This window comes from Mesorhizobium sp. M0047 (genome assembly GCF_040323315.1).
GTDB lineage: Bacteria > Pseudomonadota > Alphaproteobacteria > Rhizobiales > Rhizobiaceae > Mesorhizobium.
In genome coordinates this window covers 70,222-88,168 of the sequence record NZ_JAMYUW010000010.1, presented here as the reverse complement: position 1 = coordinate 88,168, position 17,947 = coordinate 70,222, and the positions used below count along the sequence as shown (strand labels likewise).

At 61.5% G+C, this 17,947-nt stretch carries 22 protein-coding genes and 1 tRNA gene; 8 read left to right on the top strand and 15 right to left on the bottom strand.

Features of this window, described 5'->3' with window-relative positions; genetic code table 11:
• Positions 1-46: 46 nt before the first annotated feature.
• The 5 genes from NKJ89_RS12065 to NKJ89_RS12045 form a co-directional block, all read right to left on the bottom strand.
• Positions 47-352: a PilZ domain-containing protein gene (locus NKJ89_RS12065; RefSeq protein ID WP_352602589.1), complete on the bottom strand. Its 306-nt coding sequence runs from the start codon at positions 350-352 to the stop codon at positions 47-49.
• Positions 353-445: 93 nt separating this feature from the next.
• Complete coding sequence (locus NKJ89_RS12060; RefSeq protein WP_352602587.1) at positions 446-934, bottom strand: NUDIX hydrolase; 489 nt, start codon at positions 932-934, stop codon at positions 446-448.
• Between the two features lie 211 nt (positions 935-1,145).
• The gene (gpt, locus tag NKJ89_RS12055; protein WP_352602584.1) at positions 1,146-1,646 is read right to left on the bottom strand and encodes a xanthine phosphoribosyltransferase; all 501 of its coding nucleotides are present in this window, start codon (positions 1,644-1,646) and stop codon (positions 1,146-1,148) included.
• Positions 1,647-1,889: 243 nt separating this feature from the next.
• Positions 1,890-2,723 carry a universal stress protein gene (locus NKJ89_RS12050; protein WP_352602582.1) on the bottom strand — a complete coding sequence of 278 codons (834 nt, stop codon included), beginning with the start codon at positions 2,721-2,723 and terminating at the stop codon, positions 1,890-1,892.
• Between the two features lie 81 nt (positions 2,724-2,804).
• Positions 2,805-3,548, bottom strand: coding sequence for a competence/damage-inducible protein A (locus NKJ89_RS12045; RefSeq protein ID WP_352602580.1), 744 nt, complete (start codon positions 3,546-3,548; stop codon positions 2,805-2,807).
• A gap of 237 nt (positions 3,549-3,785) precedes the next feature.
• Between NKJ89_RS12045 and NKJ89_RS12040 the strand changes: the two genes are divergently transcribed.
• From NKJ89_RS12040 to NKJ89_RS12030, 3 genes are read left to right on the top strand one after another with little or no spacing between them, the layout of a single operon-like run.
• Positions 3,786-4,058, top strand: coding sequence for a hypothetical protein (locus tag NKJ89_RS12040; protein ID WP_352602578.1), 273 nt, complete (start codon positions 3,786-3,788; stop codon positions 4,056-4,058).
• Positions 3,983-4,798, top strand: a complete 816-nt coding sequence (locus tag NKJ89_RS12035) for an alpha/beta fold hydrolase (protein ID WP_352602576.1) — start codon at positions 3,983-3,985, stop codon at positions 4,796-4,798. The genes NKJ89_RS12040 and NKJ89_RS12035 overlap by 76 nt, the downstream gene beginning before the upstream one ends.
• A 52-nt stretch (positions 4,799-4,850) precedes the next feature.
• Entirely contained in the window at positions 4,851-5,132 is a 282-nt protein-coding gene (locus NKJ89_RS12030; protein ID WP_352602574.1) for a hypothetical protein, read from the top strand.
• Between the two features lie 92 nt (positions 5,133-5,224).
• Here NKJ89_RS12030 and NKJ89_RS12025 read toward each other — a convergent pair whose 3' ends face one another.
• The 4 genes from NKJ89_RS12025 to NKJ89_RS12010 form a co-directional block, all read right to left on the bottom strand.
• Complete coding sequence (locus tag NKJ89_RS12025; RefSeq protein WP_023759465.1) at positions 5,225-5,464, bottom strand: DUF2188 domain-containing protein; 240 nt, start codon at positions 5,462-5,464, stop codon at positions 5,225-5,227.
• A 29-nt stretch (positions 5,465-5,493) separates the two neighbouring features.
• On the bottom strand, positions 5,494-5,772 hold the full coding sequence (locus NKJ89_RS12020) for a DUF982 domain-containing protein (protein ID WP_352602776.1): 279 nt from the start codon (positions 5,770-5,772) through the stop codon (positions 5,494-5,496).
• Positions 5,773-5,925: 153 nt separating this feature from the next.
• The gene (locus tag NKJ89_RS12015) at positions 5,926-6,243 is read right to left on the bottom strand and encodes an SH3 domain-containing protein (RefSeq protein ID WP_023759463.1); all 318 of its coding nucleotides are present in this window, start codon (positions 6,241-6,243) and stop codon (positions 5,926-5,928) included.
• Between the two features lie 124 nt (positions 6,244-6,367).
• On the bottom strand, positions 6,368-7,471 hold the full coding sequence (locus NKJ89_RS12010; RefSeq protein ID WP_352602573.1) for an NADH:flavin oxidoreductase/NADH oxidase: 1,104 nt from the start codon (positions 7,469-7,471) through the stop codon (positions 6,368-6,370).
• 155 nt (positions 7,472-7,626) lie between these two features.
• Between NKJ89_RS12010 and NKJ89_RS12005 the strand changes: the two genes are divergently transcribed.
• Together NKJ89_RS12005 and NKJ89_RS12000 are read left to right on the top strand one after the other, a co-directional pair.
• Positions 7,627-8,205, top strand: a complete 579-nt coding sequence (locus NKJ89_RS12005; RefSeq protein WP_352602571.1) for an NUDIX domain-containing protein — start codon at positions 7,627-7,629, stop codon at positions 8,203-8,205.
• Positions 8,206-8,433: 228 nt separating this feature from the next.
• Complete coding sequence (locus NKJ89_RS12000) at positions 8,434-8,691, top strand: PilZ domain-containing protein (protein ID WP_031260248.1); 258 nt, start codon at positions 8,434-8,436, stop codon at positions 8,689-8,691.
• Positions 8,692-9,232: 541 nt separating this feature from the next.
• Here NKJ89_RS12000 and NKJ89_RS11995 read toward each other — a convergent pair.
• From NKJ89_RS11995 to NKJ89_RS11980, 4 genes are all read right to left on the bottom strand, one after another.
• Entirely contained in the window at positions 9,233-9,535 is a 303-nt protein-coding gene (locus tag NKJ89_RS11995; RefSeq protein WP_352602569.1) for a helix-turn-helix domain-containing protein, read from the bottom strand.
• Between the two features lie 422 nt (positions 9,536-9,957).
• Positions 9,958-10,152 carry a hypothetical protein gene (locus tag NKJ89_RS11990; RefSeq protein ID WP_050589529.1) on the bottom strand — a complete coding sequence of 65 codons (195 nt, stop codon included), beginning with the start codon at positions 10,150-10,152 and terminating at the stop codon, positions 9,958-9,960.
• Between the two features lie 245 nt (positions 10,153-10,397).
• Positions 10,398-10,483, bottom strand: a tRNA-Leu gene (locus tag NKJ89_RS11985).
• 102 nt (positions 10,484-10,585) lie between these two features.
• Positions 10,586-11,251, bottom strand: a complete 666-nt coding sequence (locus NKJ89_RS11980) for an outer membrane protein (protein WP_352602567.1) — start codon at positions 11,249-11,251, stop codon at positions 10,586-10,588.
• Between the two features lie 197 nt (positions 11,252-11,448).
• Between NKJ89_RS11980 and ade the strand changes: the two genes are divergently transcribed.
• Positions 11,449-13,269: an adenine deaminase gene (ade, locus tag NKJ89_RS11975; RefSeq protein WP_352602565.1), complete on the top strand. Its 1,821-nt coding sequence runs from the start codon at positions 11,449-11,451 to the stop codon at positions 13,267-13,269.
• 26 nt (positions 13,270-13,295) lie between these two features.
• Here the strand turns inward: ade and NKJ89_RS11970 are convergent, their stop codons facing one another.
• Both NKJ89_RS11970 and NKJ89_RS11965 read right to left on the bottom strand, forming a co-directional pair.
• Positions 13,296-14,459 carry an alpha/beta hydrolase gene (locus tag NKJ89_RS11970; protein WP_352602563.1) on the bottom strand — a complete coding sequence of 388 codons (1,164 nt, stop codon included), beginning with the start codon at positions 14,457-14,459 and terminating at the stop codon, positions 13,296-13,298.
• Between the two features lie 142 nt (positions 14,460-14,601).
• Positions 14,602-15,675, bottom strand: a complete 1,074-nt coding sequence (locus NKJ89_RS11965) for an alpha/beta hydrolase (protein WP_023759425.1) — start codon at positions 15,673-15,675, stop codon at positions 14,602-14,604.
• A 450-nt stretch (positions 15,676-16,125) separates the two neighbouring features.
• On the opposite strand from NKJ89_RS11965, the gene ilvA reads away from it, so the two are divergent.
• Both ilvA and NKJ89_RS11955 read left to right on the top strand, forming a co-directional pair.
• Positions 16,126-17,382 (top strand): threonine ammonia-lyase IlvA, encoded by a 1,257-nt coding sequence (gene ilvA / locus NKJ89_RS11960; RefSeq protein ID WP_023759424.1) that lies wholly within the window; start codon positions 16,126-16,128, stop codon positions 17,380-17,382.
• Positions 17,379-17,939 carry a DUF1697 domain-containing protein gene (locus tag NKJ89_RS11955; protein ID WP_352602560.1) on the top strand — a complete coding sequence of 187 codons (561 nt, stop codon included), beginning with the start codon at positions 17,379-17,381 and terminating at the stop codon, positions 17,937-17,939. Before ilvA ends, NKJ89_RS11955 begins: the two co-directional genes overlap by 4 nt.
• Positions 17,940-17,947 lie beyond the last annotated feature (8 nt).

Genomic DNA, 17,947 nt, shown 5'->3' with positions numbered 1-17,947 from the left:
GGCTCGGGGCTGAGGCCCAAGCTTGCCACGCCAGGTCCAGGCAGGATCAGCCGTAGTGAAGCCGGGGTTTTGGCTCGGTGCCGGTGAACTGCACTCCGAGGCGGTCGTTGTGCCGCCAGCGAACCTCGCATCGATAGGCGATGCCGTCGAGCGGCACATAGAGAAGGAAGCGATCGGGAACGCGGGCTTCGAGCGGTATCTTCAGTTCGGCGCCGCTTTCGTGCTGATTGCGCAGCGTGCAACCGACTTCCGAATTCGAAATTCCGGTAATGATCGACCCGCCCTTGAGCACGCGCGGACGATGCTCGCGCTGGGGCTGGCCGGACTGGTTCGGATTTGCAGGGTTCGCCATCGATGAAAAATACCAGAGCTGCCGAATCGTATCCTTGATTCCTTAGCAAAGCATTCACGTTGAGGCGCGGCGCCGTGGCCGTTCAATGTCCCTTCAGGGGAAGCTGTGCGGGTCGGCACAGAAATAGGCGATGATCTGGCAAAGGTCGGGTTCGTTGATCATGCGCACCGCTTCGCTGGAACTGACCCATTTGCGGGTGCGGGAGTTTTTTTCCTTCCAGCGGTCGGCGACCTTGTCGACGTGCAGCGGGAACACCAGGACCTCGCACGGCACTTCTTCGCCGGAAGCCAGCACCTTGGCGTAGAAGTAACGGCCGGCTTCGAGATGAGAGACAGTCCCGCGCAGTCCGGCTTCCTCGCCGGCCTCGCGCGCAGCCGCCTCGCAGAGCGGCTCCCTGGCCTCGGGCCAACCCTTGGGCAATACCCAGCGGCCGGTGTCGCGGCTGGTGATCAGCATGATCTCGACACCGTTTCCGGTATCGCGCCAGGGTAGGGCGGCAACCTGCAGCCGGCACGGGGCCGTGCCGAAGAGCCGTCGGACCCTTTCGGCCAGATGATTATGCGTCGTTGGCCTCGTCAACATCGAAGAAGCTAGCCCCAGCCTCCGGAATCGTTTGCCGTCTCACGAATCTTACGGCTAATTGTCGGCAATAAAAGTAAAAAATTTCGTTCGCCCGGTTGAGTTCCGTCGATAGATGTCGATTTCACAAAATATCTGGCCCGCCGGGCCCGTTTGCGAAAGCAAATAGCGCCCGGTGCAAGCTGCCGATCTGTAACAGGCAGGTTGTTGCGAATCAGCCGGCGTGGTCGTCGGCGATCGGCTTCTGGTAGGTGAAGCCCATGTCCCATGGAAAATAGATCCAGGTGTCCTGGCTGACTTCGGTGATGAATGTGTCGACCAGCGGCCGGCCTTTCGGCTTGGCATAGACGGTGGCGAAATGCGCCTTCGGCATCATCGCGCGCACGATGCCCGCCGTCTTCCCGGTGTCGGTCAGGTCGTCGATGATCAGCACGCCGGCACCATCTTCGGTGAGCAAGGTCGGTGTAATCTCTTTGAGGACCTGCATCTGCCCCTGACTGGTATAGTCATGGTAGGAGGCGACGCAGACCGTCTCGATGACCCGGATGCCGAGTTCGCGTGAGATGATCGCAGCGGGAACCAGCCCGCCTCGGGTGATGCAGACGATCGCTTTCCATTGGCCCTTGTTGGCGCTGGCAAGCCGCCAGGCGAGCGCGCGGGCGTCACGATGGAACTGGTCCCAGGAGACCGGAAAGGCTTTTTCGGGAAGGGACATGTCGCGCACTCCGCAGCACGCGGGGATCGCGCGCAAGAAACAGGGGAATGCGCGCGGAATTAGCTGGAAAGCCCCCGTCTTGGCAAGAGCAGCGGTCTTGGCAAGAGCAGGGGCCTTGGCAAGGGCAGGCCTGAGCGATCGCTGTGGACTTCAAACGCGTCGCATCAAAACAGATTCATGCGATCCGCTTCAAGTCTGCATGTCATCGTCTCAAAATCCGCGACCATTTTTGCGCGACATGCGTCAACGCGACAGGAAGGCTGCCACTGGCGCGGTGCGCAGCACACTGCGGGTCACGCCGCCGAACAGAAGTTGTCGCAGCCAGGAGTGGCTGTAGGCGCCGAGCACCAGCAGATCGGCGCCGGTCTCCGCGATCCTGGTCTGGATGATGTCGTCGATCGAATTGCCGCCCGACTGTTGCAGCGAGACACTGACGGTGGCGCCGTGGCGCGATAGCGCCGACGCGATTTCGGCGCCGGCGGCCTCCGGGCTGTCGTCGAGCGTTTCAGGCGGGTCGATGACCAATATGTCGGTCTTCTCGGCTTCGATGATGAAGGGCAGCGCGTCGAAAGCGGCGCGCGCCGCCTCCTTGCTGCCGTTCCAGGCGAGCAGCACGTGTTTGAAGGTGGTGATCAGCGGCCCCCCAAGCGGCACCACCAGCACCGGCCGGCCGGCATCATAGACCAGCGTATCGACATCCGCGCTCGGGTCACCGCCCGTTTCGCGCTGCGCTGCAATGATCAGATCGGCGGCGCGCACGCTCGAAATGCCGGTCAGCGCGCTGTCGCCCGAAAAGCTCTCAAGGCTTCGCCACTCGAAGGACAGGCCGGAATCCTCGATACGCTTGAGGAAAGTCGCCTCCAGTTTTTTAGCGCGCTCCCGATTCATGTCGGCCGAAACCTGCAGGAATTCCGTGTCCGGAAAGCCCGTGGCCGAAGTGTAAGGCACGGGAAGCGTTTCGGCGTGGATACCGATCAGATGGCTCTGGAACCGGGTGGCGAGCGGAATGGCGCAGTCGAGCACGCGCTCCGCGTCCTGCTCGTTCTGCAGAATGGCGACGATGGTTTTGAAGCGCATGATGATCCCTCAATCTGCGAGCTACCGAACTCGTGCGGAGGAAACGTTGCAGCGTCGTGCTTGGTTCCGGTCTGGACCAGATCAACCGGAATTGGTTGCGAACCCGGTGACCATTGCCTCGACATCGGCACACGCGGCATCCAGGGCCGACTGGCTGCGGGCACGCACGACCAGTTCGGTCCAGAACTTGCCGTCGCCATATTTCGGGTAGGAGCCGATGATCGTGTCTGGATGGGCTTTCTGGATATCGCCAAGCGGTCCGCCGATTAGGCCTTCGCCGAATGGGCAGGGCACGGTTGCCGACAGCATTTTCGTACCCGCCTTTAGCGTCGGCACGACATTGTCGAGCATGGCCTGGAAGATCGACGGCACACCGGCCATGACATGGACGTTGCCGATACGGAAGCCGGGTGCGACGGACACCGGGTTGTCGATGAGATCGGCACCGCGTGGCATGCGTGCCATGCGTTTGCGGGCCTCCGTGTACTCGATGCCGCGCGCGGCGTAGCTTGCCGCCAGCAGTGCATAGGCCTTGGCATCGTATTCGCAAGGCACGCCAAAAGCCTTGGAGACGGAATCGGCCGTGATGTCGTCATGCGTCGGGCCAATGCCACCGGTGGTGAACACGTAAGTGTAACGGGCGCGCACGGCATTCACCGCAGCAATGATCTCGTCTTCCTCGTCCGGGACGATGCGCACCTCCTTCAGGTCGATGCCGATCGCCGTCATGATATCGGCGAGATGGCCGATGTTCTTGTCCTTGGTTCGGCCAGACAGGATCTCATCGCCGATGACCAGCATGGCGGCGGTTACGATTTCAGGCATGGAGGGCTCCGGCATGACGGGTGGCCTGAGATAGCGCGGCTCGGCGGCGGCCGCAATGCCGCCCGGACAGTGAACAATCTGCACCCATAAACCGAGATATCCATTGCATGCCCGACAGGGTGCCGCGCCACAGAAGTCGACCGTCGAAGTGTGCGGCCTTCGCGCTCGCGGTTCGAGGGAAGGTTGCACCTGGATCGCAGGCAGCTAAGCTCATGCGGGCTCAGGTGCGGGTGAACGATGATCTTACCGATTCTGTCATGGCTTTTGGGCACGCTGCTCCTGATAGCGATCCTGTGGGTCGCCAGTTTGGTGGTGGCGACGCTGTGGATCGCGGCTAAAGCCGAACGGCTGGTGCCGCCGGTCGGAAAATTCATCGAGATCGACGGCAACCGCATTCATTATGTCGACCAGGGTGGGGGCGCCCGATCGTCTTTGTGCACGGGCTTGGCGCTCAACTCCATCATTTCCGGCACACTCTGTTCGGGCGGTTCGGCCCGGGCTACCGGTTGATCGCGCTCGATCGGCCGGGGTCGGGCTATTCGGAGCGCGCGAGCGGCGCCACGGGTCGACTGCCCGAACAGGCCGAGATCGTGCGACGCTTCATTGAAGCCCTGGGGTTGGAAAGGCCGCTGGTGGTCGGCCACTCTCTGGGCGGCGCCGTCGCGCTGACCTTGGCCGTGGAGCACCCCGAGGCGATTTCCGGCATCGCGCTTTTGGCGCCATTGACCCATCTGGAGGCCGGCATGCGCGAAAAGTCCGGCTTGCTCTACATTCCCTCGCGTCTGCGGCGCTGGATCATGGCTTACACCATGGCGATACCGACAAGTCTCCGATATGCGCGGCCGACAATGGAATTCATCTTCGCGCCTCAGGTTTTTTCTGCTGACTACATGGTCGACGGAGGTGGTTGGCTCGGGCTGAGGCCGGCCCATTTCTACGCCACGTCGTCCGATGTCGTCGCGGTCGAGCAAGATCTCGGTCGCATCGAGCGGCGCTATGGCGAAATCGTCATGCCGGCCGGCATTCTTTTCGGAACAGCCGACCGCGTCATCGATGTCCGTACCCATGGCGAGCCATTGCGGAGCAGGATCGAAAGACTTGATTTTGAATCGATCGACGGCGTCGGCCACATGCCTCAATTCGTCGAGCCGGACCGGGTCATTGCCTTCATCAAACGCCTTGCGACCCGTGCGTTCTCCGATTCGATATCAAACCGGCTTCACGACAATTTCAAGGAACCGTTCGGCTGACTGCTGGCTTTTATCCTGTCGCTCCAAGGCGACCAAGATAGGAGTAAAAGCGATGTACACAAAACTTCTCGCAGCATCCGTCCTGACCATCGGTCTCGCCACATCGGCGATGGCGCAGTCGTCGGACAGCAACTATTCCAACCATCGCTGGTGGTTGTTCGGCAATCAAGATCGGACGGCTGTCGATACCAACACCACCGGCAGCATCAATGCAGATAGGTCCGGGTTGAACACTTTGGGCAACACCGGCGGGATTGGCCCATGTGCCGATCACACGCCCGGTCCAGACGCTAATTCCGGGCAGAACGTCAACGATCAGTACTGCGGCAAATAGGGCCACGTAGCGGCTGCTGGCTGCGGGACGTTTCCTCTCCGGACGTCTGCGGCTGGCGTCCCGCTCAATGCAGCCAAAAATTGACTGTAGACTTAATCGGAAACCTCTGTCTGCGGCCGATCCCGACCGTCGGCCAGTTCCTCATGCCATTCGCCATCGGCATCCTCGTACTGGATGCCGTCCGTGGCTCCGGCGATCCGTTGCTCGGCCGAAGCGATTTCGGCGGCGCGCAATGCGTCCTGATGGGTGGGAAACGTCTCCGAGAAGGTCGCTCCGACCTTGTAGGCCCAGCCGCCGTCATGCTCGACGATCTTGTAAGTCAGTTTCGCCATGAAAGCCTCCAGTTGAAAGGTCCGACCGCTCAATGCAGCCGGTCGTCGGGCAGTTTGTCGTCGGGCACCAGAACTTCCGATTCCTTGGCAGCTTCGATCAGCGCCCGGCGCGCATCCGCAGTCGAACGATAACCTTCCAGCACTTTGAGGCAAGTGTCGAGGGCATCACGATGGCGCGGCCCGCGATTGAGCGGCCACGCGGTCATCAAGCATTCCGCCGCCTCCTTGGCGCTGCGGATATGGCGATATTTGCCGACGTGGCCAAGTTCGACGACGACCGGCACTTCAAAAGGTTTGTCGTCCATGATGGCCGCAACGCAAAGCAGTCAATTTGGTTGCAACAATGGCCTTCAGGCTGCGCCCAAAAGACGCGTCGCATTTGCGACGCGCCTTAGGTCTTCGTTTGATGCATGTCGCTATCCCAAAACCGGATCCACTTTTGGGTGACATGCACCGGCGTCTCAGTAGCCACAGTCGTTGCGCAGCCAGCGTGCGTTTGCCCAGCCGGTCCGGCCGCCGATTTCGACCTGATACCAGTTGCCGCGTCGGTCGAAGATCTCGGTATGATCGCCATTGAACAGCTGCCCGACCATCCGCGACGACGAGTTCGGCCGCGTCCGCACGGCGAGAAAGCCGCTGCCGGTCGCCAGATTGTAGCGACCGGAAAGGCCGTGCACCGTGCCCTCGCAATATTGTCCGCCGGCCGGCGCCGATGTGCCGATCCAAAGTCCGGCCACAACGGTCAGCGCTGCAACCGGCAAGAATGCCCTCAACGACATGATTTCCTCCCAAGCCCGACCGCGCCCGCCGCAGCCTCACCGACCGTAACAGTTTGCGGCGAGAATTGAAGCGGGGCGAACAGTCCAGGGTAGAGTGCAGGTTGGCGTCGGCAGAACGGGCCGGTCAGCCCGCCGCCTTCATCCAGTGCTGCATCGTGGTCACTGAGCGCGCAAGCTGGGGCGCCGGGTGGATTGTCTCGCTGAACGTTGCCGCCGCACGCCACCCCCAGCGCGGATCGGCCAGGAAGGCGCGCGCCAGCGCCACCATGTCGGCGCGGCCTTCGGCAACGATCGCTTCGGCCTGCTTCGGATCGTCGATCAGGCCAACTGCACGGGTGGGAATGCCGGCGGCCTTGCGCACAGCCTCTGCCAGATGCACCTGGTAGCCGGGACCGGTGGGCAATTTCTGCAACGGAGAATTGCCGCCACTCGAGCAGCAGAGATAGGCGACGCCAGCGTCCTTGAGTGCTTTCGCCACTTCGATCGCATCCTCCACGTCGAAGCCGCCATCGACCCAATCCTTCACCGAAAGCCGCGCGCCCAGCATCAGTTTTGGCGTCGCGTTCCGCACCGCCTTGGCGATTTCGACGACAAGACGCATGCGGTTCTCAAGCGAGCCACCCCAGCGATCGGTGCGTTGGTTGGACAATGGCGACAGGAACTGGAAGATCAGATAGCCATGCGCGGCATGCAGTTCGAGGAAGTCGAAGCCCGCGCGTTCGGCGCGCCTTGCCGCGTCTGCGAAGCGTTCGATGAGCTGCAGGATCTCTTCGTCCTCCAGCGCCCGTGGCACGTTCCAGCCGGTGTCGTAAGCGATGGCCGAGACCGAGACTGTCTGCCAGGGGTCTTCATCAGGTTGCAGCGGTCCGCCGCCCTCCCACGGCTTGCGATTCGAGGCTTTGCGGCCGGCATGGGCAAGCTGGGAGCCGAACTTCGTGCCGGGAGCGGCGACGCGTCTTGCCGCGTCGAGCGCCCGGCGGGCAGCTGCCTCATTGTCTTCGGAATAGAGGCCGAGGCAGCCATGCGTGATGCGTCCGCGCCGCTCGACATCGGTCATCTCGACGGTGACCATGCTGGCACCGGACATGGCAAGGTTCATCCAATGGTAGAGATGCCAGTCGCCGGCCGAGCCGTCTTCGGCCGAATACTGGCACATCGGCGCGACAGCGATGCGATTGGGAAAGGTAAGGCCGTCGAGGGTGATCGGCTGGAAAAGCGATATTGTCATGAAAAGCGCTCCGGGGAGGGGTAGCAGCTATTTAGGCAACCGTTCGCGTCTACGCCAGACACGAGGCGGTGAAACGGGTTCTGGACCAATCACTGAGGGCATTGCCGAAACGCTGGTTCGCGGCTAGGCCTCGACCCGAAAGCATGGAGATCATGATGGAAGATCGCGTTCGCATCCGTTCGGAGGAAATTCTCTCCGACGACTGGGCCGTTCTGAAGAAGACCGTCCTCGACTACCGCCGGCGTGACAGGGAGTGGGAGACGCAGGTGCGCCAGACTTATGATCGCGGCGACGGCGCGGTGATCCTGCCTTACGATCCCTCGCGCTCGACCGTGCTCCTGGTGCGCCAGTTCCGTTATCCCGCCTACGTCACCGGTCACCGCGAGCCGCTGATCGAGGCCTGTGCCGGGCTGCTCGACGAAAACGATCCGGAAACCTGTATCCGCAAGGAAGCGGAGGAGGAACTCGGCTACCGGCTGCAGAATGTGGAGCGGCTGTTTTCGCCCTATATGAGCCCGGGCAGCGTCACCGAACGGCTCTGGTTCTTCATCGCCCGTTATTCGCCCGCTGACCGCATCTCGGCAGGCGGCGGTGCGGCGGACGAAGGCGAGGACATCGAGGTTCTGGAAATGCCGCTCGACGAGGCGCTGGCCGGCATTGCCGACGGCCGCATCATCGACGCCAAGACCATTATTCTGATTCAGCACTTGAAGCTGAACCCGATCCCCGCCTGACCCTTGGCGGCGATCCGGCGCCCTGCAGGCATCGGGCGCTGGACCACAGCGTCACCAAAGCAGACCAACTGACGGCCACCGGAGGTCTTCTCGAGCAGACAAACCGAGAAGGGCGTCGGCTTTGCGTTTTGGCAACCATTTTAGTGATAGCTGATTGAATCATGGTTTTGCGAGTCATGCGTTGAAGTTCATCGACCGTTCACCGCTGATTTACGGGAAGAAAACGCGATGACCCCAACCGATCCGCCGATGGAGCGACGCTCTCACACACGTGGGATTGTCCTGAAGGATGCGACCATCATCACGGACGATGCGAAGATCGATTGCTGCGTTCGGAATCAACACGCTCACGGTGCGGAATTGCGGGTTGACCCCAGCATCACAATTCCCGACCGTTTTACCCTTCAAGTGCCTGAAGATGACGCCAGCTATCGAGCTGTGGTGAGGTGGCGAAGGCGTGAGCGCCTTGGCATTCAAATATATTGAGTTGGAATGCCGCAGGCCCATCCGCAGAAAAGCAACGGAAGCTGGGATTCTCAATTTCACCTGCGCGCGGCCATCTGGCGCGCGTTCATTCGGTTTTGTCAGTCTGCCGATGATTTTGATTTGAAGCAATGCAGCTTCTGGTTGCGGACATAGAACGCCGGCTGCAACCTTAGGGGCTTGGACATGACTTTTCATGCAACGGCCAAACGCATTGTGCTCGGCACAGTCGTCTTCATTCCAGCGATAGGGCCGCTGCAGTGGAACATTAGCGCTGCGTGAAAGTTGAATCTCAATCGAGGCTTTGAAACCCGGGTAGGGAAAATGTCCGTATTGGCGTTTGCTTTGGTCTACAATTCGGGGCTGGCCGGCGACGACCTCATAGGCGCTTTCGTATCGCTGATGGCATGCTTTGTACTTTTCAACGTCATGGCGAAGGATCGCGCAAATCGCTAGGCCGCGTTCCTTGACCGAATTTTCAATTCAATTGTTGTGGTCGAGGAGCACCTGCCAACGGCGTCTCCATTTCCTTGAGCAGCCTATGCTAAACCGCATCACCAGATGGGTAGTTTAGCGACGGCGATCCAGAGGTGAAGACAACACCGGCGGCCTCCAATGCTCGGCGAATGCGAGTAAGGTTGCCGTTGCGGGGAATTCTGTTGCCATTCTCAAACTCGCGGATGGTGTCTTCGCTGACATCGGACTTCGCGCCAAGTCGAGCGCGCGACCAGTTCAAGAGCGCTCGTGCTGCTCGCGACTGCTCTGCCGTAACGTTTTGCAAGCGACGCCTCCGTCCCGAAAAAGCTGCTGCAAGAACAGCGGAATGGGCGGAAGGTTCCGACAACATTTTCAGCTGCGACTTAAGTCCTGTCCCGCGAAGCAACGGTCCCAGAGCAAAGCGCCGCCGAAAGCAGGGCGGCCCCCTCGGTGCGGCGCGCACTCGAATGAACGTGCGGTAACGGTTGATTCAACCATTGCTGGTATATTGTAGTGTAAGGTGGCGGCTCCGACAGTCCGGCGGGCGCTCAGTGCCGGAGCCGCCTGCGCAGTCCGGTTGGGTTTGACCGCGCCGTCCTATTCTGGGACAGCGCGGTCAACGATTCGTTAAAATCCTCCGGATCTGATTAAGCACGCGCTAATTAATTGAATCGCTATTTGCGAGTCGGGCCGCGACCGCCGGCCGGTGTTCTTCACCTGCGTGCCTGATTATCAACGCCAGGACGAGGCACGCTGCATGCGGATTCGATCGCACTGAAGTGCTTGACGATTTCAGTAACGCCTCGGCTGAAGTGAAAGCACCAGCCCGACAATCAGGCCGAGCACGAAGCCCAGCGGACCTGTGATGAAGATGCCGAGCAGCGGGCCCTGGTTTGCTTCGGGCGTGAAGACAATCGGCCCCACGAACCCGCCGATAAAGCCGATGACGCCAAGGATCGCGCCCCATCGAAACATCGTGGCAATCATACCCGATCCTTCCGCAGCCTCAAGTCAGCGCCGCCGCCGTTCTCGGCGGTGACCTCGGCGCCGGCAGATTCAAGAGCTCTTGCATTGGTGTAGTTTCGTGGCAGGGCCAGGTCAGATTCAAGGCAAGCTCCGATTCCCGCTCAAAGTCAAATCTTGCGCACGCTCCGGCTACCCGCACAGCTTCCCACGAATGATTTTCTTGGGCATCCACCACCGCAGAATGCGATAATCGTTGGAATTCAATCTGGTGCGGACGACGGGAATCGAACCCGTACGATCAGAGATCGAGGGATTTTAAGTCCCTTGCGTCTACCAATTCCGCCACGTCCGCAGGCCAGCCCTTTTCAGACGCCAGACACAGGCCGTCAAGTCGTGTTATTTGGCCTTGGCCGGACGTGCGGCCCGGGCGGCTTGGTGATAACAGTGGGCTGGTTCAGAACTTGTAGCTCAAATTGATCCCGACCGTGTTGAGCTTCACGTTCTGATCGCGATCGTTGAAGGGTTCCGCCACGTCGTAGTGCTCGGAGCCGAAATCATAGTAGCGATACTGCGCGCCGACGACGAACTTGTCGGTCAATGCGTAGTCGACGCCGGCACCAACGGTCCAACCGACATTTGTGCGCGTGCTGGCGAACGCCGGACCCGCGACTTGCGATGTCTCGATGCCGGCAAAGGCGACGCCGCCAATGCCGTAGACCAGCAGGCGATCCATGGCGTAGCCGGCCTTGGCGTTGACCGACCCGAACCATTTGATGTCGGTCCCGAATGGGCTTCCCAGGCCCGATTCCGTCGTGCCTTCGATCGACGAATAGTTGAGCTCTGCCTCGGCGCCTAGCACCGCCTGGTCGAACTGCCACAGGCCGGCGACATGGCCGCCGACGAAGCCGCCATCAATATCGGGGGTGATGGAAAACGGCGCGCCTTCCGTCGTTGATATATCGGATCGGCCCCAGCCATAGCCGCCCTGCAGACCGGCGTAGTAGCCCGTCCAGTCGAAGCCCGGCGCTGTCATCGGCACGTCGACCATCTGGTCGGCTGCCAAAGCCGGCACGGCCGAAGCGACAAGAAAAACGGCACTTGCGACCACCAGGCGACGCATCGAACTCCCCGAAATGGCGATCCAGAAATGTCCTTGCGGGAAGGGTAACCTGATTTGCCACAAAACGGAATTCCATTTCCGACTGCGACCAATATGTGGTGAAGACGGCGTAATCCGTTGATCGACTGGGGCAAAGATCGTTCAGCGCTGGCCAAAACCACATCGGCTTGGCACAGTCGGGCAAACAGGAGTCTTTCATGACAAAGAAGCCGTCGGGGCATGCGACGAAACCCAAACCCTGGACCGAGATGGCGACGCATCTGGTCGATGTCGCCATGGGGCGCAAACCCGCCGATCTCGTTATCCGCAACGGCCGCTGGGTGAACGTCCATTCGGGCGAGATCATCGCCGGCACCGACATCGCCATTGCCGGCGGGCGCTTCGCCTTTTGTGGGCCTGATGCCAGCCACGCCATCGGCCAGGGCGTCACCAAGGTGGTCGACGCAGGCGGGCGTTATCTGGTGCCCGGCCTCTGCGACGCGCACATGCATGTCGAGAGTGGCATGGTGACGGTGACCGAGTTCTGCCGGGCTGTCATTCCGCATGGCACCACGTCGATGTTCATCGATCCGCACGAGATCGCCAATGTACTGGGGCTGCCAGGCGTGCGGCTGATGCATGACGAGGCCGTCGCCATGCCGATCAACGTGCATGTGCAGATGCCGTCCTGCGTGCCTTCGGCGCCGGGGCTGGAACATGCCGGCGCCGAACTGACGGTCGCCGATGTGGCGGAAGCGATGACTTGGGAAAACATCATCGGACTGGGAGAAGTGATGAATTTCCCCGGCGTCGCCGCCAATGATCCGGTCATGTCGGGCGAGATCGCCGCGACGGTCAAGGCAGGCAAGACGGTCGGTGGGCACTATGCCTCGCGCGATCTCGGCCTGCCTTTCCATGGCTACGTCGCAGGCGGCCCGGAAGACGACCACGAGGGCACGCGCGCCGAGGATGCCATTGCGCGTGTGCGCCAGGGCATGAAGGCGATGCTGCGGCTGGGCTCGGCCTGGTACGACGTGGCCTCGCAGATCAAGGCAGTGACGGAGAGCGGCATCGACCCGTGCAACTTCATCCTGTGCACCGACGACAGCCATTCCGGCACGCTGGTTCATGAAGGCCACATGGACCGCGTGGTGCGCCACGCCATCCAACAGGGGTTGAAGCCGGTGATGGCGATCCAGATGGCGACACTCAACACCGCCCGGCATTTCAAACTGGAACGCGAGATCGGCTCGATTGCGCCGGGTCGGCTGGCCGATCTGCTGATCGTCTCGGATCTCGCCGCAATGACCATAGACGAGGTCTATTCACGCGGTGTCAGGCTGGCCAAGGGCGGCAAGCTCGAAATCGATATTCCGGCCTATGATTACCCGAAGACGGCGAAGAATACCGTCAAGCTTGGCAAGAAGCTGAAGGGCGGCGACTTCGACATCGTGGCTCCCAAGGGTGCCAACGAGGTGCGGGTGCGCGTCATCGGCGTCATCGAGAACCAGGCGCCGACGCGGGCACTGGAGGCCGATCTGCCGGTCGAGGACGGGCTGGTCGCCATGGATCGCCGCAATGATGTCTGCCAGATCGCGCTGGTCGAGCGCCACAGAGGCACGGGCGGCGTTACCAACGCCTTCGTCTCCGGATTCGGTTACATGGCCGACTGCGCCATGGCGTCCAGCGTGGCGCATGACGCCCACCACATCATCTGCGTCGGTACCAACAAGCAGGACATGGCGCTGGCCGTGAACCGTCTGGGCGAGGTCGGCGGCGGCGTCGTGCTGTTCTCCAAGGGCAAGGAACTGGCGCTGGTCGAAATGCCGATCGCCGGGCTGATGTCGGACGAGCGGGCGGAAATCGTCGCGGCCAAGGCGGACAAGCTCACCGAGGCGATGCGCAAGATGGGCTGTTCGCTAAACAACGCCTATATGCAGCACTCGCTGCTGGCGCTGGTCGTCATTCCCGAGCTCAGGATTTCCGATGTCGGCCTGATCGATGTGACGACGTTCCAGAAGGTCGATCTGTTCGTTTAGCAACCTTGGGGTGACTCGTCCGCCGATCACCCACCCGTGGCGATCGTCAGCACCTTGAACGGCGTGGTGATGACGATCTCGGCGACCGAGCCGACGGCCTTGCCGAGGCCCTGACCGAGATTGTTGAGTTGTGTCGGGTCGGGTTCGTCCGAGGCCAGGCCAGCCGGTGCACGCAGCCGGTTGCCGAGCAGTTGCACCAGGATCGGGTTATCGGCGAATTTGGCGTGGTTGAGGCGATCGCCAGACTTCAGTTTGCTCAAGTCCACAACCGATACGCCATAGCTGGCAAGGTCGGCCGCATTGCCGTAGTCGCCGACACGCGGCTTGTCGCCGGAGATCAGGGCCGAAAGCTTGAGCGCGCGGTCGTCGCCCGAAAGCAGGATGGCGAACGGCTTGTCCGGCTTGCCGTAGCGGATCATCTGTTTCTTGAACACATCGACGTCGATATCAGGCGAGGCCAGAATGACATAGCCGAGCTTGCCGCCGAGATCGCGGTCGCCGGTGATGGCGAGTTGCCGCAACGCTTCCATGGTCAACCACGTCCCCATCGAATGGGCGATGATGTCGATGCTTCTCACCTTGGTCTTGGCAAGCATTCTCAGCGTTGCTTCAAGATCGTCGCGCGCCGCGTTTGCGCTATCCCTGTCGTAGAGATAGCCCGTCGTCTTGGCACTCGACGCCCATGAGAACAGAACGGGCGTACCTGGATATTTCGTGTCGTGGGCGATCTGGGTCAGCCGATAGATGCCGTCATCGAAGCCATTGTTGAAGCCGTGCACGAAAACCAGCGCACGGTCGCCGCGCATGGCGATGTCGGCGCCGACCGCCTTGGCGAATTGCGGCGCGCCTTCGTAGAAGGTGACGTCCCTGGCGGTGAAGTCCTTGGCTGGTGCGCTGTTTGCGGATCCCTTGGCCCGCTCGATGGCGCCGACCTGATGGCTTTTCGGAACGGTGACGTCGACACGGGCAAAGCTGGTGGTCAGCGAGCGATCGCCGTCGTACACCTGTCGCGGATCCTTGATTGCCCTCTGGCGGGTCGTGGCAACGAAGATCTCATGCGTCGCCGCGATGTCGGAAGCGGGGACCGAGACGGCGGTCCTGTTGAGCAGGTCATGCGTGTTCTGGCCGGCGCAGCCGGTCACGGCGAGCGCGATAGCAACGACGAGGTAACTCTTCGAACGCACGGTCACGCGCCGGCTCCCATAAAGGGGGACGTCAAACGCGTGACGTCGCTGGCTATTCCGATAGAGCCAGAGACCGGCGCGGTCCAGTTCAAAGTGAGTCCATACGTCCGCAATACTGAACAGGCACGGCGAAACCGCGGGACCCCATCTATTGGCCGAGCAGGCCGATGCGGTCGGTCACGTCACGGTCGCTGGCAAAGCCGTCATCCTCGCGCAGGCGCTGGCCGATCATCTTCACCAGCGTTGGATTGTCGGCGAATTTCGTATGGTTGAAGCTGTCGCTTCCCTTGACCGTGGAGAGGTCGACGACGGTCACGCCGTAGGAGGCAAGATCGGCGGCATCCTTGTAGTCGCCGACGCGCGGCCGCGAACCGGCGATCAGGCCTGAGAGCCTCAGGGCCCGATCGTCGTCGGACAATAGCAGGATGAACGGCTTGTCGGGCTTGCCGTAGCGCCGCATCTGGCTCTTGAACACGTCGACGTCGATGTCGGGTGAGGCCAGCACCACGTCGCCGAGCTTGCCACCGAGATCGCGGTCGCCGCTGATGGCCATCTGGCGCAGCGTTTCCATGGTCACCCAGGTTCCCATTGAGTGGGCGACTATGTCGATGCGCCGGGCGCCCGACTGCTGCAGCATCCTGAGCGTCACTTCCAGCTGGTCGCGGGCAGCACTGGCGCTTTCCTTGTCGTAGACATAGTCGGTGGTCCTGGCGCCCGATGCCCAGGAAAACAGCACGGGCGTGCCGGGATAGCCGGAATCGTGGACAATCTGGGTGAGGCGATAGACGGCGGCGTCGAAGCCGGTGTTGTAGCCATGCACGAAGACCATGACGCGGCCGCCGCGCGCCGCGATGTCGGCGTTGAGGGCGCTGGAGAATTTCGGCTGCGTGTCGTAGCCGACGACCTCGGAGGCCATGAAATATTTGGCCGGGTCGTCCGACTTGCCGCGCGAGCGCCGCTCGATCTGGCCGGTCTCGTGGATCCCCGGAACGGTGACGTTGACGCGCGCGTAGTTAAGCGTCGCCGAGCGCTCGCCGTCGAAAACCTTATTGGGATCGTCGGATTTCTTGCGCGTCGTGGCGATAAAGATGCTGTGGTTGCCGGCGATCTCCGTCACCGGGGCGGACACCATGGCGCTACCCAGCAGTTCCTGTGTTTGCGAGCCGGCGCAGCCGGTGACGAACAAGGCAAGGACAACGGTAAAGATCTTCTTCAAAGGCACGCTTGAAATTCCAACTCCGGCCGAAAGGCCTGTCTACCCCCGCGACACCTCCCGGACAGGGAGAGTGCGGCGGAACTAAGTCGTGTCCCATCGAAATGTGATCAGCGCCCGGCTACAGCCGCCGCAGTGTTGCGCGAAAGCCAAAATGACGCGAGGAACGCCTCCCTGGTGCGCACAATGAGCCGCATCTACCGTCGACGCGCCGGTTTTGGCAGAGACAGGATTTCAGGCCGACCGCCACCAATGCATCAAAAAACGCCTTCAAGAGCTTGCAAAGCTTTTGCGAATGCCCGTTGCGAGAAGACATGAATGGCGGGACGATGGCGTCGCAAGGCCGGATATGCAATAGGCGGGTTCGTGCTGCATCGTAGCATAACGCCAACAACTGACGGTGCGCAGCCCAATCGGTGACGAGGTCTGCCGACGACATGCGCCGCGAAGAGGTTTCCAATGAACAGTTTCTCTTCCCGCGTTGCTGGCGCTGCTGCCGCGATCCGTCAGATCTTCCCGGAAACGCCGCTGCAGGAAAACGACTATTTGTCGAAAAAGACCGGCGCGCGGGTGCTGTTGAAGCGCGAGGATCTGTCGCCCGTGCGTTCCTACAAGATCCGCGGCGCCTTTAATTTCTTCCGCAAAACGCTGGCGGCGGGCAACGAGGCCGAACTGTTCGTGTGCGCGTCCGCCGGCAACCATGCGCAGGGCTTTGCTTTCGTCTGTCGCCATTTCGGCAAGAAGGGCGTGGTGTTCATGCCCGTGACGACACCGCAGCAGAAGATCGACAAGACCAGGCTGTTCGGCGGCGATTTCGTCGAGATCAGGCTGGTTGGCGACTTTTTCGACGATTGCTATCGCGCCGCCTTCGAATTCACCGAAAGTTCCGGCGCCCATATGGTGCCGCCCTTCGACCACAAGGACATCATCGAGGGCCAGGCGACCGTCGCCTATGAGATTGCGGACCAGATGCCCGGCGCCCGCATGCCCGACATCGTCATGCTGCCGGTCGGCGGTGGCGGGCTCGCCGCCGGCGTCACTCACTTTTTCGCCGATCAGGGCCGGGAAGCGCGCTTCGTCTTCTGTGAACCAGCCGGCGCACCGAGCCTGCGAGAGAGCCTCGCTGCGGGAAAACGGCTCAAGCTCGCCAAAGTCGACAATTTCGTCGATGGCGCGGCGGTGGCCGAGATCGGCCGCGAGCCGTTACGGCATCTCAAGGATTTTCCTGCCGACACCGTGCGGCTGATCCCGGAAAACCGGCTCTGCGCCACCATGATCGAGATGCTCAACGTCGAGGGCGTCGTGCTGGAGCCGGCCGGCGCCCTGGCGATCGATGCGCTGAAGGATTTCTCCAGGAAGGAGATCAGGGGCAAGACCATTGTCGCCGTGGTCTCGGGCGGCAATTTCGATTTCGAGCGGCTGCCGGACGTCAAGGAACGGGCACTGCGCTTCGAGGGCCTGAAGAAATACTTCATCATCCGCTTCCCCCAGCGGCCGGGCGCGCTGCGCGACTTCCTCGAACTGCTCGGTCCGGACGACGACATCGCCCGTTTCGAATATCTGAAGAAATCGGCGCGCAATTTCGGTTCGGTGCTGATCGGCATCGAAACCAAGGACCGCCGCAATTTCGACCTGCTCAAGGCGAATTTCGAGGCAGAAGGCGTCCAGTACCAGGACATCACCGATAACGAGACCTTGGCCGGGTTCATCATATGAGGGGTGCCAGAAAAACCTTCGTCGCGCTGTTTTCCGGCATCAATGTCGGCGGCAACCGCATCGTCAAAATGACGGAGTTGCGATCATTCTTCGAGGATCTCGGCTTTTCCGATGTCGCCACCTATGTGCAGAGCGGCAATGCCGTGTTCCGCGCGAAGACGGCCGATGCGGTTACGCTGACGAAACAGCTCGAAGCATCCTTCGAGAAGAAATGGGGCTTCCATTCCCGTATCATGGTGCGCGATCTCTCATGGTTCGAGCGGCTGGTGAACGAAAATCCCTATCCGGACGTGGCTGCGGACCACACGAGGCTCCATGCCTATGTGCTGGAACGCGAGCCGACCGCCGATGAGGTGGCGCGGCTGGCCGAAAAGTGCACAGGGCCCGAACGCTTCGAGGTCAAGGGCGATGCGCTCTACCTGCATGCGCCGGATGGACTGGGCAAATCGGTGTTTGCCGGGCTGATCCCGCGCACCCTGAAAGTGCCAGGCACGGCGCGCAATTGGCGCTCGGTGCAGGCGCTGCTGGCGATGGCCGCTCAGGCCGATGGGAAGTGAAGCACGAT